Source organism: Mucilaginibacter sp. NFR10 (assembly GCF_900100445.1).
Lineage (GTDB): Bacteria > Bacteroidota > Bacteroidia > Sphingobacteriales > Sphingobacteriaceae > Mucilaginibacter > Mucilaginibacter rubeus.
The window spans coordinates 47,150-64,310 of sequence record NZ_FMTV01000014.1 but is presented as its reverse complement, the minus strand read 5'-3'; the positions used below and the strand labels follow the sequence as shown (position 1 = coordinate 64,310).

At 44.3% G+C, this 17,161-nt stretch carries 13 protein-coding genes; 8 read left to right on the top strand and 5 right to left on the bottom strand.

What is annotated here, in order from left to right; all coding sequences use genetic code 11:
• Positions 1 to 102: 102 nt before the first annotated feature.
• The 5 genes from BLP33_RS26250 to BLP33_RS26230 form a co-directional block, all read right to left on the bottom strand.
• Positions 103 to 837 (bottom strand): acyl-CoA desaturase, encoded by a 735-nt coding sequence (locus BLP33_RS26250; RefSeq protein ID WP_090534794.1) that lies wholly within the window; start codon positions 835 to 837, stop codon positions 103 to 105.
• Between the two features lie 156 nt (positions 838 to 993).
• Positions 994 to 2,007, bottom strand: coding sequence for an LLM class flavin-dependent oxidoreductase (locus tag BLP33_RS26245; RefSeq protein ID WP_090534799.1), 1,014 nt, complete (start codon positions 2,005 to 2,007; stop codon positions 994 to 996).
• A 183-nt stretch (positions 2,008 to 2,190) separates the two neighbouring features.
• A complete protein-coding gene (locus BLP33_RS26240; RefSeq protein ID WP_090534793.1) occupies positions 2,191 to 5,520 on the bottom strand; it encodes a vitamin B12-dependent ribonucleotide reductase in 3,330 nt (1,109 codons plus the stop codon).
• Between the two features lie 380 nt (positions 5,521 to 5,900).
• The gene (locus tag BLP33_RS26235; RefSeq protein WP_090534791.1) at positions 5,901 to 6,662 is read right to left on the bottom strand and encodes a phosphosulfolactate synthase; all 762 of its coding nucleotides are present in this window, start codon (positions 6,660 to 6,662) and stop codon (positions 5,901 to 5,903) included.
• Positions 6,663 to 6,940: 278 nt separating this feature from the next.
• The gene (locus tag BLP33_RS26230) at positions 6,941 to 8,344 is read right to left on the bottom strand and encodes a tetratricopeptide repeat protein (protein WP_090534789.1); all 1,404 of its coding nucleotides are present in this window, start codon (positions 8,342 to 8,344) and stop codon (positions 6,941 to 6,943) included.
• Between the two features lie 238 nt (positions 8,345 to 8,582).
• Here BLP33_RS26230 and BLP33_RS26225 point away from each other — a divergent pair, with 238 nt between their 5' ends.
• The 8 genes from BLP33_RS26225 (at position 8,583) to accC (ending at position 17,110) form a co-directional block, all read left to right on the top strand.
• The gene (locus BLP33_RS26225) at positions 8,583 to 10,124 is read left to right on the top strand and encodes an L-piperidine-6-carboxylate dehydrogenase (RefSeq protein WP_090534788.1); all 1,542 of its coding nucleotides are present in this window, start codon (positions 8,583 to 8,585) and stop codon (positions 10,122 to 10,124) included.
• Between the two features lie 273 nt (positions 10,125 to 10,397).
• Complete coding sequence (locus BLP33_RS26220; RefSeq protein ID WP_090534786.1) at positions 10,398 to 12,047, top strand: S8 family serine peptidase; 1,650 nt, start codon at positions 10,398 to 10,400, stop codon at positions 12,045 to 12,047.
• A gap of 162 nt (positions 12,048 to 12,209) precedes the next feature.
• Entirely contained in the window at positions 12,210 to 12,734 is a 525-nt protein-coding gene (locus BLP33_RS26215) for a YceD family protein (RefSeq protein WP_090534784.1), read from the top strand.
• Positions 12,735 to 12,750: 16 nt separating this feature from the next.
• On the top strand, positions 12,751 to 12,942 hold the full coding sequence (rpmF, locus tag BLP33_RS26210; protein WP_090534782.1) for a 50S ribosomal protein L32: 192 nt from the start codon (positions 12,751 to 12,753) through the stop codon (positions 12,940 to 12,942).
• Positions 12,943 to 12,958: 16 nt separating this feature from the next.
• Positions 12,959 to 13,897 (top strand): phosphate acyltransferase PlsX, encoded by a 939-nt coding sequence (gene plsX / locus BLP33_RS26205; RefSeq protein ID WP_090534780.1) that lies wholly within the window; start codon positions 12,959 to 12,961, stop codon positions 13,895 to 13,897.
• Positions 13,898 to 13,907: 10 nt separating this feature from the next.
• Positions 13,908 to 14,897, top strand: a complete 990-nt coding sequence (locus BLP33_RS26200; protein ID WP_090534778.1) for a beta-ketoacyl-ACP synthase III — start codon at positions 13,908 to 13,910, stop codon at positions 14,895 to 14,897.
• Between the two features lie 256 nt (positions 14,898 to 15,153).
• Positions 15,154 to 15,627 carry an acetyl-CoA carboxylase biotin carboxyl carrier protein gene (accB, locus tag BLP33_RS26195; protein ID WP_090534776.1) on the top strand — a complete coding sequence of 158 codons (474 nt, stop codon included), beginning with the start codon at positions 15,154 to 15,156 and terminating at the stop codon, positions 15,625 to 15,627.
• A 148-nt stretch (positions 15,628 to 15,775) separates the two neighbouring features.
• A complete protein-coding gene (accC, locus tag BLP33_RS26190; RefSeq protein ID WP_090534775.1) occupies positions 15,776 to 17,110 on the top strand; it encodes an acetyl-CoA carboxylase biotin carboxylase subunit in 1,335 nt (444 codons plus the stop codon).
• Positions 17,111 to 17,161: the final 51 nt, after the last annotated feature.

The following is a 17,161-nucleotide window of genomic DNA, read 5'->3' as shown; positions in this document are numbered from 1 at the left end:
AACCTTTTGCCTTTGACCTTTTGCCTTTAACCTAAAAAGAAAAGGTCAAAAGCAGAAAAGAAAACCTTTTGCCTTTGACCTTTTGCCTTTAACCTTAAAAGCTTATAAATACGCTTTGCGCAATTTAATGATCCGCATCCAGTGCATGAGTTTCATTACGGGGTAAACCGGGTCTATCTCAAACCACTTAGCCCCGAAATTGGCTTTATTCGGATGTTTGTGGTGATTGTTTTGGAATAGTTCGCCCAGCATCAGAAAATCGAACGGGGTTGTGTTTTTTGATTTATCACCGTTATCAAAGTTTTGATAACCGTATTTATGACCGCACCAGTTAACAATAGCACCATGTATTGGCCCCATTAAAAAGTGGATAGGGATCAACAGGAACATCCACCATGCTGTAGCAAACTCCACGTAAAATAAAATGTATAAAACACCAAATGAGATGCGTGATACCATTGATGAGCCAATAAAATCAACAAAACGCCATTCAGGGATATTACCCTTAAAGCGCTCTTCGGGCTCCTTCAGCTTCCTTACATGCAGCCTGTAGCTTTTAGCCGTATATACCATCATCTGGAAAACATCCTTAAAAAAATGAGGCGAATGCGGGTCTTTTTCGGTATCGCTATATGCATGGTGTTCGCGGTGCATAATGGCATAAGCTCTTGGGTTCAGGAACGATGATCCCTGGCAAATATAGGTGAGCAGGTAAAAAGTCCCCTCGTAAAACTTATTGGTTGTAAACATTTTGTGAGACGCGTACCTGTGCAGAAAGAACGTTTGAAAAAATAGCGACAGAAACCAGTGCGCTATGAAAAATATGATAATAACCATTGAATTGTAGAAAATAGACTTATTTATAATCTTTCCAAAGATACAATTTAAAGCCTTATAAAGTTTTTAATATGTGAATAATCGTATCAGCCTCAATAAAAAATGCCGTTCCTGGCATAGAAACGGCATTTGCTAAAAAAAGTTGTTTTACGAGGATTATAATAATTCAAACTGTTCGGCCAATAAGCGGTACGATTCCAGCCTGTCTTCAAAATTTTCGGTAATGGTAACAGCCATAATTTCATCCACTCCGTAATCATTGGCAAGCCAGTTTAACTTCAGCTTAAGCTCTGTTGGCGAGCCGGCAATTACGCGGTACCGGTTATAACGGATGCGTTCCTGCTCGGCCGGAGTATGCTCTACATCTTTTACGTCATCATAACTTAAAGGTACTATTGGCCCGCCTTTTTCAAACTGCAGAAAGCGATGGTCCATCACGGCCTGATGCTGCCTTACCTTTTCCTCATCTTCAGAACAAAAAACAAATACAGCCACATTGGCCTGGGGGTGTTGCAGGTCATCAGATGGCTGAAATCGCTCCTTGTACATTTTAACACTTTCGGGTCCGCCATTGGGGTTAATAAAATGTGCAAAGGAAAAACCCATACCGAAATGTGCCGCGAACAAGCCGCTTTGTCCGCTCGAACTTAGCAACCACATGTTAGGCACGGTTTTAATCTGCGGGATAGCTCTGATGCGCGCCTGTATGGTTCCCGGTTCGTAAGTATCATGAAAGTAATTCTGCAGATCGGCCAGTTGCTCAACAAAGTCCTGCTCCCTAAACTGGTTTGAAGGGTTAAGCGCGGCTGCGGTGATCCTGTCGGTACCCGGCGCGCGGCCCATTCCAAGGTCAATCCGGCCGGGGAACAGCGCTTCCAGCATCCGAAAGTTTTCGGCAACTTTTAGTGTACTGTGGTTCGGCATCATAATACCTCCCGACCCCATGCGCATGTTTTTAGTTTCACCTGCTAAATGGGCTAACAATACCTCGGGTGTTGAACCTGCTATGATACCCATATTATGATGTTCCGAAATCCAGAAACGGGTATAGCCAAGGGTATCGGTATATTTTGCCAGTTGTATGGTTTCCTGTATGGCCTGCTCGGCAGTAGCGCCTTTTCTTATCGGCGACTGGTCAAGCACGCTCAATTTGATCTTGTTTGTGCTCATATCTATTGTGAACACAAAAATAAGCATCGGGTTGCAGGTGGGCTTTATGCCAGGGTTTTTATGGCATTGCAATTACTATTACTGCAGCATTAATTTTGACCCTGACAATAAATAAGCCCCGCCTGGGGAGCGGGGCTAAACATAATTAACTATTTATAATTGATTTGAAAAAATCCGTATTGATTACGAGCATCCCATTGAGTTGCCGCAGTTTAAGCATTTGTAACAGGTACCCGAACGAACCGTGGTATGCCCGCAAACGTTACAGCTTGGCGCATCACTTTGTACGCCCATGCTAACATCGAAAGATAAGCCTTTTCTTTGAGCATTTATAGAATTATCTGAAGATTGAGTAGATGGCTGATACACATTGGTTTCATCGGCATTAAAATCCTCATCACCCATTTGCGGGTTTCCCAATACGCCGTTTTTATCGGTTATGATGTGTACCAGGTCGGTGCGGTCCTGGTATTCATAGCCCAGCATCCTGAAAATATAATCAATAATGGAGGTTGCACTTTTAATATTGCTATGCCCTACCACCATTCCCGCCGGTTCAAAACGGGTGAAGGTAAATTTTTCTACGTATTCTTCCAGCGGTACACCATATTGCAGACCAATAGAAACCGCGATGGCAAAACAGTTCATCAATGAGCGGAAAGTTGCACCTTCTTTATGCATATCTACAAAAATCTCGCCCAGGGTGCCGTCCTCATATTCTCCAGTACGCACAAATACGGTTTGCCCGTCAATACTGGCCTTTTGCGTAAAGCCGCGGCGTTTGTATGGCAGGTGTTTCTTTTGCACCACGCGCGAAAGCTGGCGCATAAAATTGGTATCCTTTGATTTTTCCATGATGGCCATGGCTGCTTCAATAACCTGCTCGGGTGTCAGATCGCTCAGTTTTACGTTGGCCGCTTCCCCTAATACTTCTTCAACCGTATCCAGCTTGTCATCGGCTTCTTCCTTAACGTCTGATTTGGTTGACAGCGGTTGAGATAGTTTACAGCCATCACGATAAAGTGCGTTGGCTTTCAGGCCCAGCTTCCACGAAAGCTCGTAGCAATCTTTGATCTCATCAACTTTGGCTTCGTTTGGCAGGTTGATGGTTTTTGAAATGGCACCCGAAAGAAATGGCTGCGCTGCTGCCATCATTTTGATGTGCCCATGGGCATGGATGTAGCGCTCTCCTTTTGCGCCGCATTTGTTGGCGCAATCAAAAATAGGATAGTGATGTTGTTTCAGGTACGGCGCTCCCTCGATGGTCATAGTACCGCAGATATACTCGTTAGCTTCTGCAATTTGTTTTTTGCTGAAACCAAGTGCGCGCAGTACATTAAAATCTGGCGCGTTATATTGCTCGGCCGTGATGCCCAGGCGTTTCAAACACTCTTCGCCCAGCGACCAGATATTGAAAGCAAAACTGATCTCAAAGGCAGATACCAGGCCCTTGTCCAGTTTTTCCAGCTCATCATCATTAAAACCTTTGGCTTTAAGCGCATCTATATTGATATGCGGAGCACCTTTTAGGGTTGCTGCACCTTTAGCATAATTAACTATGGCGGTAACCTCATGATCCTGGTAACCTAAATTGCGCAAAGCCTCGGGCACGGCCTGGTTAATAATTTTGAAGTAGCCCCCACCAGATAACTTTTTGAATTTCACCAACGCAAAATCCGGTTCGATACCGGTAGTATCGCAATCCATCACTAAACCGATAGTTCCCGTAGGCGCAATAACGGTAGTTTGCGCATTGCGGTAACCGTATTTTTCGCCCATTTCAACGGCCCTGTCCCAGGCATTGCAGGCAGCTGCAAGCAGGTAATCGGGGCAGTGCTTTGGGTTGATGCCCGGAGGGGTAATTTCCAGGCCCTCATAGTTTTCGGTAGAGTTATACGCAGCATAGCGATGGTTGCGCATCACCCGCATCATGTGCTCTTTGTTATCATTATAGCGGCTGAATGTACCGAGCTCACGGGCCATTTCGGCCGAGGTTCCATAGGCAGTACCGGTCATGATAGCGGTAATGGCTCCGCCAATAGCACGGGCCTCATCGCTGTCATAAGGAATGCCGTTCACCATCAGGGCCGAACCCAGGTTGGCATAACCAAGGCCAAGCGTACGGTAATCATAGGATAATTGTGCCACCTCTTTTGATGGGAATTGTGCCATCAATACGGAGATTTCCAGTACAATGGTCCACATGCGGCAGGCATGTTCAAAACCCTTTACATCAAATACACGTGTTTGCGAATTAAAGAAATGGGCAAGGTTGATGGATGCCAGGTTACAGGCCGTATTATCCAAAAACATATACTCCGAGCAGGGATTAGATGCATTGATGCGACCACCTTCGGGGCAGGTATGCCACTCATTGATGGTGCTATCAAACTGCACTCCCGGATCGGCACAGGCCCAGGCTGCAAATGCGATATCATCCCACAGTTTTTGTGAGGATATGGATTTAACGGTTTTGCCGGTCATCCGACTGGTTAGGTTCCAGGCCGAGCCGGTTTTAAGTGCTGTGAAAAAGCTATTGGGAATGCGTACCGAATTATTGGAATTTTGACCCGATACCGTGCGGTAGGCCTCACCTTCATAATCAGACGAATAACCTGCGGCTATCAGGGCCGCTACTTTCTTTTCTTCTTCTACTTTCCAGTTCACAAAACCCTCAATTTCGGGGTGATCCAGATCAAGGCAAACCATTTTGGCTGCCCTGCGGGTTGTCCCGCCCGATTTGATGGCTCCCGCTGCCCTGTCGCCGATTTTCAGGAATGACATCAGTCCTGATGAATAACCACCGCCCGATAGCTTTTCACTCTCGCCGCGGATCTTAGAAAAGTTTGTGCCTACGCCCGATCCGTATTTGAAAATGCGGGCTTCACGAACCCAAAGGTCCATAATGCCGCCCTCGTTCACCAAATCGTCATCAACAGAAAGGATGAAGCAGGCGTGCGGCTGCGGGCGTTCATATGCTGAAGTTGATTTACTTAACTGTTCTGTTACTGGGTCTACATAATAATGTCCCTGTGGTTTGCCGGTAATGCCGTATGAGGTATGCAGACCGGTATTGAACCATTGCGGCGAGTTTGGAGCAGCCAGTTGGCCAACAATAGTATAAACTATTTCATCATAAAAGATCTCAGCATCTTTTGGTGAAGCAAAATAACCATATCGCATGCCCCAATCTTTCCAGCAGTTGGCCATACGATGGGCAACTTGTTTAATGCTTTTTTCAGATCCGGTTGAGCCGTCGGGTTGAGGTACGCCTGCCTTACGGAAATATTTTTGAGCCAGAATATCTGTAGACACCTGCGACCAGCCCGCCGGCACCTCAACATCGTTCATTTCAAATACAGCATCGCCTGAGGGGTTGCGGATCACCGACGATCGCTTTTCATATTTAAACAGGTCGTAAACACTGGTACCTTCTTTGGTGAAATAGCGTTCGGCTTTGAGCCCCTTTTTCCCGCTTGCTGCGGGCGCCTTCCTGGTAATGTTTTTAGCCATAGCTTTACAGATTATGATAAAATTAACTGAGTACGTGCAATACTAAAAAGGTTTAGGGGTTTTAAATCAAATCTATTAGTATGCTGAACAGCATAATAGCCGGAGTTTTCCACATGCCTGGAATAACATGCATCCCTTGTTCTTATACAAGAGAAATTAATTGATTTTTAATTACTTGCAGTGTTGATAATTAAGAATTGATGTACTTTTTAAGAAAAAGGACATATAGTTTTAACCATGCTCAATCACTGTGTTTTAGCCTGCCGGTGCCAGTCTTGTGAGGTTGCCTGTGTGTAAGGTTGACTCTTGCTTTCTAAAACAAAAAGCCTCCGGATTACTCCGGAGGCTGGGTTAATTGTTATATTAAGATCAGTCAACAATTACATCTCTAAAAAATGGTCGAAAGTATCGCTGCGGATACCTAACCTTAAGGTTTCAAGCGGGATGATATCCGTTGGAGCGATATTACCCAAGCTAACATTCGCACCTATCAATTTAATGAACCAAACTTGCTGCGCTTTTTGAGGCGCTTCCCAAATAATAGTCCCTTCAGGGATCTGGGTCAGGATCTCATCAATCAATCCCTGGCGTACCTCTCCCGAATCACGATAAATACCCACATTTCCGCTTTCACGTGCTTCAGCAATTACTTTCCATGAGCCGGCCTCAATTTCGGCATTCATCAGTTTGATCCATTTATAAGGGGCAAAGATCTTTTGAACATCTTTTGAGCCAACTTCGGATATTACCGTAACCTGTTTGGCCAGCTCGCTGATATAGTTACATTTTACATCATGCTCAATAGTGATCGAACCATCGGATACTTCGCAATGTTCCAGCTGGTACTTATCCAATAAACGGCGGTAATCGTCAAACTGGTTACGTACAATAAAGGCCTCAAACAGGGTGCCCCCAAAATAAACAGGGATCCCGGCCTCCCGGTAGAGCTTTAGTTTTTGTTCAAGATTAGGGGTTACATATGATGTAGCCCAACCCAGCTTCACGATGTCGGTATACGGCCCGCCAACTTCAATAAAATCTTCAACCTGGCGCAAGCTAAGGCCTTTATCCATAACCATGGTAATGCCTTTATCACGTGGTTTAGTTGTACGATCAGGAAGATGATTGATAGTGTAGTTCATTGTGAGTATTTGTTATAGCCTATAACTAAAAGTTCTAACGAGGCAAAGGTCGCAACAAATATGCAGATGTGCAAATTTCAAATGTTAAATGATTTTAAAGCTGATTGTAAATTTATTGTTGTGATTTTTATGGTGAGTGGTTGATTGGGTTGATTAGGTGAGTAGTTTAAATATACCTAAAACACAAAAGACGCATAATACGCGCCTTTTATGTTTTAATTTTTATTATAAGATAAACCATTCACCTAATCAACCCAATCAACCACCCCCATTCTCCTCTACTTAGTATACCTGTTGATAATATCCACAATCACTTTATTCTTTTGCAATTGCGGCAAATAATCAAACAGAATATAATGCTTTTCAGGGTCAGCGGCTAAAGCATATTCCAGGTTATTAAGGGCTTCGTTGTATTCGCCTTTGGCAAACAGGTAGGCAACCATACGATAGTAAAGCTCGGCCGCTTCGGGATTATTTTTGATAGCCTGGGCTATAATTTCAATAGCTTCATTAAGCTTTTGCTGCTCGTAAAGTATCGACGAATAATCAAGCCAGGCGTCAATATCAAGCGGATTTAGCTCAACCACCTTTTCGTAAGCCTTTTCTGCTTCATCTAAATGCCCGAGCTTATATTCGGCATCGGCAATAGCAAACCAGTAATCGGCATTGGCAATATCAAGGTCGAGCGCTTTTTTATAAAAGTGCAGCGCTTCAAAGTAACGTTCCTCAAAATCAAGGGTTACCCCAATCCCAAACCAGGCATCGGCCAGTTTTGGATCCATCTTAACCGATTTTTTGTAGAAGGCACGCGCATCGTCCATTTGCTCCAGCTTTTCATAGCATTCGCCAATGGCACAATAAGTATCGGCATTGGGCTGCTCATATTCAAAGGTGTGGCGGTAAACTTCTATAGCTTCAGCATATTTTTCAAGGTTAACCAGTGCATTGCCTTTGTTGAAATAGGCCGATGCAAAGCTGTCCTTAATTAATATAGCATAGTCATATGCGTCGATGGCTTTTTCAAACAGGCTCAGCTTGGTATAGGCATTGCCTAAATTATACCAGGCCGCGTAGCTGTAGGGTTCGTTATCGATATATTGCTGGTAAAACTGAACACTTTCCTGTTGGTTGTCCATTACGTCGTAGCAAAACGCCAGTTCGTAAAGGGCATCCTGGTTTTCCATATTTTGCTTAAGACAGAGCTTAAGATAAGTTATGGCAGTCTCATAATCGCCCATGTTTTGATAAACGTAGGCTATGTGCAGCAGGATCTCGTCGGTCTCTTCGGCAAGGTCAAGCGCTTTTTCGTAATTTTCCAGCGCCTCGGAATAACGCTCCAGGCTTTCGTACAGATTACCGCGGATAATATAGATATCCGCGTCAGATGCTTCGAGCATAGCAGCTTGGTCCAAAGCGGCAAAAGCCTCCGGAACCTTGTTGCTTACTACAAGCAGTTGGGCCTGTTTGATCAGGAAAATTGCCGCAAAAGGGTGCTGGCTTCTCGCGTACTCTGCTACCTGTAATGCCCTGGCCGGATCATTCTTTTCGATGTAGTAGTCGATAATGTTCTCAAACGCCTGGGCATCAAAAAAGTACAAGTCCTGATTTCTGATCATTTCCTCGTACCGTTCTACCGAGAATTTTGGGTCTTCGGTAAAACCAAATTCAAATTCTTCTTCCATTCAATTTTGTTTGCAGAACATCCGCTTTAGGTTGACAAATTGCCTTGTAAAGACTTATTGAGTTCAAATTACAATAAGTAAGCATCCAAAATGCAATTTAGTTTTCAACATTCAAACATTCTTAACAACTGTTCAATACAAAGCATTGATAATTAATAACAATGGATACAACAGGCAAGCGATGAGTGATTCTGAAAAATTGCCCTAAAGATTTCTACCTTTGGCAAAAGTAACAATTATGGAGCCTAATATTTCAGATATCCTAAAACGTTTACATATAAACGATATTAATGACGCCTTTAGTACAGGCAGTACCTGGGGTGGCAGCGACTGTGCCGCGGCAAAAGATATAACATCGCCGGTCGACGGCAAAAAAATAGCAGCAGTAAGGCTGGCAACCGAAGCAGATTATAACCAGGCGGTTGAGCAGGCAGCCAAAGCATTTAAAACCTGGCGTAAAACCCCGGCACCTAAACGCGGCGAAATAGTGCGCCAGATTGGTGAGGCCTTACGCGCAGCCAAGCAGGACCTGGGCATCCTCGTATCCTACGAAATGGGCAAAAGCCTGCAGGAAGGCCTGGGCGAAGTGCAGGAGATGATAGATATTGCCGATTTTGCGGTTGGCTTAAGCCGCCAGCTTTACGGTTTAACCATGCACAGCGAAAGACCCGACCACCGCATGTATGAGCAATACCACCCACTGGGCATAGTAGGTATTATTTCGGCATTTAACTTCCCGGTGGCGGTTTGGAGCTGGAACTCCCTGCTGGCCTGGGTTTGCGGCGATGTATGCATCTGGAAACCATCCGAAAAAACGCCTTTAACGGCTATTGCCTGCCAGCATATAGCGCAGGAGGTGTTTAAAAAGAATAATATTGAAGAAGGTGTTTCATGCCTGGTTATCGGCGACCGCAACATTGGTGAGCTCATGGCTGCTGATACACGCGTTCCATTAGTATCTGCTACAGGCTCAACCCGTATGGGTAAAGCGGTGAGCGCCGCGGTTGGTGCAAGGCTTGGCAAAAGCCTGCTGGAGCTTGGTGGTAATAATGCCATCATCATCAGCGAAAATGCCGACCTGGATATGTCGCTCATCGGAGCGGTGTTTGGCGCCGTGGGTACTGCCGGCCAGCGTTGCACCAGTACCCGCAGACTTATTATTCATGAAAGCGTTTACGAGGCATTTAAGCAAAAGCTGGTTAACGCTTATAAGCAGATCAGGATTGGAAACCCATTGGATGAACACAACCATATGGGCCCGTTGATTGACACCGATGCTGTTGCCTTGTATCTTGAGTCGATTGAAAAATGCAAGGCCGAAGGCGGCAATTTTGTGGTTGAGGGCGGTAAGCTGGAAGGCGTGGGTTATGAATCTGGTTGCTATGTTAAACCGTGCATTGCCGAAGTTGAGAATCACTTTAAGATAGTGCAGCATGAAACCTTTGCCCCTATCCTTTACCTCATCAAATACAATACTATTGAGGAGGCTATCGATCTGCAAAATGGTGTTCCGCAGGGATTGTCATCGGCTATTATGACCAATAATTTGCGCGAGGCAGAACAATTTTTATCCTACGCAGGTTCTGATTGCGGAATTGCCAATGTTAACATCGGTACATCGGGCGCCGAAATAGGCGGCGCTTTCGGCGGTGAAAAGGAAACAGGCGGCGGCAGGGAGTCAGGCTCGGATGCATGGAAAGTTTATATGAGGCGGCAAACCAATACTATAAACTATTCAAAAACGCTGCCTTTAGCTCAGGGGATAAAGTTTGATTTGTAAAGTCTGAACCAGGATTGGGGGCGATTTTTAAGATTTATGGGATTTGCTTGTCCTATTTATAAGTAGGACGGGAATAAAATCCCGATTTATAAACAGGATAAGAAATAAAATCCTGGCCATCCACATAATCCACCCAAATCCCGGTTCGGATAGTTTCACTAACGCCCCGGAAAATAAAAATTAACCTAAATGAAAGTCGGCACGTAAAAAGCCGGAAGATTAAACTAAAACAATTTATTAAGTCTTAGATAAGACATACTATAACCCAAGTTCATGTTCAAATTTTGCAAATACTTAAGCGCAACCACTTTATCAGCAGCATTATTAGTTAATTTACCGGCATCGGCACAACAAGCCCCTGTTACCGATCCTGCCCCGCCAAAAGCCTGGCACCTGCTTGATTTAAAGGAAAGCGGCTTTTACGGCATCAGCTTAAAGCAAGCATACCTGTTTGTACAAGGCAAAAAAAGCAAGCCTGTTCTCGTCGCAACTATCGACAGCGGTGCCGACACCCTGCAAACGGACCTAAAAACGGTGTTATGGGTAAATAAAAAGGAGATCCCGGGAAACGGCATTGATGACGACCATAATGGCTACGTTGACGATATACATGGATGGAACTTTTTAGGTGGCCCCGGCGGCAAAGCCGACTTTACCGAAACCACAGAAGAGGTACGTGAATACAATAAATTAAAAGGTAAATATGCCTCGGTTACGGATTCGACCGCTACCAATAAAAAAGAATATGCTTACTGGCTGCGTGTTAAAACGGTTTATGATTCAACAGTAAACAAGGCCAATACCGAAATCGGCCAGCTTTCGCCGGTGATGAACGCGTTGATGGTTACCAGCGGGTATATTAAGCGCGGTCTTAATTTACCGGCAAACGGCACTTTTACACAGGCCGACCTTGTAAAGGTTAAAGCCACTAATGACACCTTAAGCCAAAGCAAATATGTTTGGGAATCGGTGTTTTCGCAGGAGGGCGCGGGTTCTACCAATGCCAAAATCATTAAGGACCTGAGCGAATACCTGGCGAAACTTAACAATGATGTATCGCCTGATCTTACTTCGCGTAAGCGCGTTGTGGGGGACGACCCCGATACTATGGATGGCAAACCATATGGCAATAACCTGGTAAAATTTGCCGATGCGGCACATGGCACCGGTGTGGCCGGGCTCATCGGCGCCGTACGTAACAACAATTATGGTATCAATGGTGTGGCCGATAATGTAAAACTGATGATCATTAAGGCCATCCCTAATGGCGATGAATATGATAAAGACGTAGCCAATGCTATACGCTACGCGGTTGATAACGGCGCCAGGGTGGTTAACATGAGTTTCGGAAAAAAGATCTCGCCGCACAAGGAATGGGTAGATGCCGCTTTCAAATATGCTGCCTCAAAGGATGTTTTATTAGTGATGGCTGCCGGTAACGATAACCAGGATATGGATCTTCAGCCCGAATTTCCAAATGATATTTTTTTAGATGGCTCATCAAGCGATGCTGATAACGTGATTAGCGTTGGTGCATCGGGGCCCAGAATGGGGCAAAACCTTGCCGGTGATTTTTCCAATTACGGCAAAAAGAGCGTTGATATATTTGCGCCAGGGGTAAAAGTTACCTCAATTACTACCGATGCTGAGGTTGATACAGAAGACGGCACCAGCTTTTCGTCGCCAATAACGGCAGGCATTGCGGCTTTGATATTAGAATACTATCCAAGCCTGAGTGCTAAGCAGGTAAAGGAAGCTATTTTAGGCTCGGCAACACCGCTAAGGGGCACCATGGTATTAAAACCCGGCAGCAAAACCGAAAAGGTTGATTTTACAACGCTATCCAAAACCGGGGGCATAGTCAATGCATACAAAGCGCTGCAAATTGCCTCAAAAATGAAGGGCGAGGTTTTATCAAACTAATTCCATAAAGATAGAACAGTGATTTTTGCATTGCGTAAAAATCACTGTACTCCAACCTTTTACCTTTCTCCTTTTACCTTTAACCTCCTCAAAAGGGCAAAATAAAAAAACACTTTCCAGTTATGGTATTTTTCTCTACATTTGCGGGCTAATTGTTGCTCATTGAAATCGCTTAAAAAATATTCGATTCCCTTTACGGGGCTTAAACTTGGGAAACACCAGTTTGAGTATGACATACAGGATGACTTTTTTGATGAGTTTGAATATTCGCTCGTAAAAAAAGCAACCCTGCACTGTGAGGTTGAACTGGATAAGCAGGAAACTATGCTGATCCTGAATTTTAAGATAGACGGCACAATTGATACCACCTGCGACAGGTGTTTATCGCAACTGCCGCAGCAGGTTGATATTGCTGAACAGCAAATAGCTAAGTTCAGCGATGAACTGATAGATGAAGACGAGGAGATCATTACCCTTGGCAAAAACGATCATGAGATTGATATAGCCGGGCTGATTTACGAATACATTAACGTTGCAGTGCCGTTTATATCGGTTTGCGACAACGAGGGTGAAACCCCTTATTGTGATAAAGAAATGCTTGAAAAACTAAATAGTTTTTCGGCAAATGGTGAACAAAGTGAGCAAACAGACCCACGGTGGGATGCGCTCAGGAAAATGAATAAATAATTAATATTAGGATATTATGCCACATCCAAAGCGGAAATTTTCGAAATCAAGGAGAGATAAACGCAGAACGCATTACAAAGCGGAAGCTCCAACTTTAACTACCTGCCAAACTACAGGCGCTGTGCATTTGCCGCACAGGGCATATACTGTTGATGGTAATGTTTACTACAACGGTAAAGTTCTTATTGAGAAAGCAGCAGTAGCATAAGTTTAATTTTCTGAAAATGAAGATTGGCTTAGATATTATGGGCGGTGATTACGCTCCCAAAGCAGCTGTTTTAGGAGCTATCGAAGCGTATAAAACTTTATCTGCCGACCAGAAACTGGTACTTATTGGCGATAAGGAAGTTACAGTAAGTATTCTTCAGGAAAATGGTGTAAGCCCTGATAACTTCGAGTTTGTACATACAACCGAAGTTATTGGCATGGGTGAGCATCCTACCAAAGCTATTGTTCAGAAGCCTGATTCGAGCATATCAGTTGGTTTCCAGCTGTTAAAAAGCGGCGAAATCCAGGCCTTCTCATCGGCTGGCAATACCGGCGCCATGCTTGTTGGTGCCATGTTCAGCGTAAAAACTATTCCGGGTGTTGTACGCCCGGCAATGACTACTATTGTACCCAAACTTAAAGGCGGTTTGGGTATTTTGTTGGATGTAGGTGCCAATGCTGATTGTAAGCCTGATGTGCTTGTTCAGTTCGGTGTACTCGGCAGTTTATTTGCACAGGCAGTTTATGATATCAGCAACCCGCGTGTTGCTCTCATGAACATTGGCGAAGAAGAAGAAAAAGGTAATATCCTTAGCCAGGCCACCTACCCATTAATGAAGGCTACATCGTTGTTTAACTTTGTAGGTAATGTTGAAGGACGCGATCTTTTCAGTGAAAGCGCCGACGTTTATGTATGCGACGGTTTTACCGGCAATGTAATATTAAAGCTTGCCGAATCGTTCTATGTTATAACGCGGAAGAAACAGCTAAAGGACGAGTTTTTTGACAGGTTTAATTATGAACAATACGGTGGCAGCCCTATACTGGGTGTAAATGCCCCCGTTGTTGTTGGTCACGGCATCTCGAGCCCCGAGGCAATAAAAAACATGGTCCTTTTATCAAGGAACATGGTGGAGAGTAACCTCGTTGATAAAATAAAACAAGCATTCCAGTAATTTTATAAAGATGAGTAAAGTTCATGCCGCTATTACCGCAGTACATGGTTACGTTCCCGACTATGTATTAACCAACCAGGAACTGGAAACAATGGTTGATACAAATGACGAATGGATAACCAGCCGTACCGGTATCAAAGAGCGGCGCATATTAAAAGGCGAAGGCCTTGCTACATCTGATATGGCGGTCCCTGCCGTTACCGAGCTGCTCAGAAAACGCGGCATCGGTGCAGAGGAGATCGATCTTATCATCTTTTGTACTACTACCCCCGATATGATCTTCCCGGCTACAGCAAACCTTTTAGCGCATAAAATTGGTGCTAAAAACGCATGGGGATTTGATTTGCAGGCAGCCTGTTCAGGCTTCGTATACGGCTTAACCACAGGCGCTCAATTTATTGAAAGCGGCAAACATAAAAAGGTGCTGGTTGTTGGCGGCGATAAAATGTCGGCTATTATTAACTACCAGGACCGTGCTACCTGCATCATTTTCGGCGACGGCTGCGGCGCGGTATTGCTTGAGCCTAATGAAGAAGGCAACGGTATTATCGATTCTATTTTAAAAAGCGATGGTTCGGGCAGTCAGTACCTAAACCTGAAAGCCGGCGGTTCATTGAAACCGGCGAGCCATGAAACGGTTGATGCTAAAGAACACTTCGCCTACCAGGAAGGCCAGGCCGTGTTTAAATTTGCGGTAACCAATATGGCCGATGTTGCGCACGAGGTAATGGAACGCAACCACCTTACCGGTGATGATATTGCCTGGCTGGTACCACACCAGGCCAACAAGCGTATTATCGATGCTACTGCAAACCGTACAGGTATAAGCTCAGATAAAGTGATCGTTAACATCGAGCGCTATGGCAATACCACCAACGGCACCATCCCGCTTTGCCTGTGGGAATGGGAAAGCAAGTTTAAAAAAGGGGATAACCTCATTTTAGCAGCCTTTGGCGGTGGCTTTACCTGGGGTTCAGTTTATTTAAAATGGGCTTATTGATGTGCTGATTCCAGATGTGCGGATGTGCCAATTTACATAAAGGAAGTATATTCATCACATCAGAAATTTAAAACATCTGTAAAAAGTACATGTTATCTGCTTAAGGGAATAGAAAACAGACCGCTTAATTACGATAGCCGGTCATTTTAAAAGCTAATTAATCAACACATAACTTGCATATCTGCGCATTTGCATATCTGCACATTTGACTATAACTTAGATATAAACTTTGTCCAAAACCAATTAATCCTTCAACATGGATATTAAACAAATTCAGGACCTTATTCGCTTTGTTTCCAAATCGGGCGTGAACGAAGTATCAATCGAGCAAAAAGATTTTAAGATCACCATAAAAACCAACGAGGTGCAACCTACAGTGGTTCATGCCACTATTCCGGCAGTTACGCAACCTGTTACACAGGCATTGCCATCTGCTCCGGCTCCTGCGCCTGTTGAGCCTGTTGAGCCGGCTGCTCCGGATACATCGAAATACATTACCGTTAAATCGCCTATGATCGGGACTTTTTACCGCTCATCAAGCCCGGATAAACCTATGTTTGTTAATGTTGGCGATGAGATCAAACCTGGTTCTGTAGTATGTATCATTGAAGCTATGAAACTGTTCAATGAAATTGAATCAGAAGTTTCGGGCCGCGTGGTAAAAATCCTTGTTGATAACGCCTCACCTGTTGAGTACGATCAACCCCTGTTTTTAGTAGAACCAGTTTAATTGATGCGCGTATGTGCAAATTACAGATGTGCAGATGATATTTAATTCGTTTGCACATTTATAATTTACATATTTGCCCTTCAATCATTCATTAATATTTTTCATCTGCATATTTGCACATCTGTAATTTGCATATTCAAGAAAAACAATGTTTAAAAAAATATTAATAGCTAACCGTGGCGAAATCGCCCTTCGTATTATCCGTACTTGTAAAGAAATGGGTATTAAAACGGTAGCTGTATATTCAACTGCAGATCGCGATAGTCTTCATGTTCGCTTTGCCGACGAGGCTGTTTGTATCGGCCCGCCGCCAAGCCGCGATTCTTATTTAAATATTCCTAACATCATTTCGGCTGCCGAACTAACCAATGCAGATGCGATCCATCCAGGTTACGGTTTCCTGTCTGAAAATGCTAAATTTTCGGCCATTTGCGCTGAGTATGGTATCAAATTTATCGGTGCTACTGCCGAGCAGATCAACCAGATGGGTGATAAAGCTTCGGCCAAAGATACCATGAAAAAAGCCGGTGTGCCTATTGTTCCCGGATCTGATGGTCTGCTTGCCGATGTAAAATCGGGTATTGCTATCGCCAATAAAATAGGTTACCCTGTTATATTAAAAGCAACTGCCGGCGGTGGTGGCCGTGGTATGCGTATTGTTTGGAAAGACGAAGAGTTTGAGAACGCCTGGGACTCGGCCCGTGCCGAATCAGGTGCAGCCTTTGGTAACGATGGCTTATACCTTGAAAAGTATGTTCAGGACCCGCGCCACATCGAAATTCAGGTTGTGGGCGATCAGTTTGGCAAAGTATGCCACCTTTCTGAACGTGACTGCTCTATCCAGCGCCGTCACCAGAAACTGGTTGAGGAATCACCTTCCCCTTTCATGACCGAAAAACTCCGTAAAAAAATGGGTGAGGCAGCTATTAAAGGCGCCAAAGCTGTTAAATATGAAGGTGCCGGCACTGTAGAGTTTTTGGTTGATAAAGACCGCAACTTCTACTTTATGGAGATGAACACCCGCATCCAGGTAGAACACCCGGTTACCGAAGAGGTGATCAACTTCGACCTGATCAAAGAGCAAATTAAAGTAGCTGCAGGAATCCCTATCTCTGGTAAAAACTACGAGCCAACAATGCATGCCATTGAATGCCGTATCAATGCCGAAGATCCGTTTAACGGTTTCCGTCCGTCACCGGGTAAAATAACCAACTTCCACTCTCCTGGTGGCCATGGTGTACGTATTGATACACACGTGTATACTGGCTATGTTATCCCGCCAAACTACGACTCGATGATTGCCAAGGTAATTTGCGTGGCCCAAACACGCGATGAGGCTTTGAGCACCATGGAGCGTGCGTTGAGCGAATTTGTGATAGAAGGCGTGAAAACTACAATTCCATTCCATTTAAAATTATTGAAGGATCCTAACTTCCGTGCTGGTAACTTTACCACCAAGTTTATGGATACATTTGAATTATAAAAATAAATTCAAACTATCTTCATACTATAAAACGTATTTAGCACTATAGCG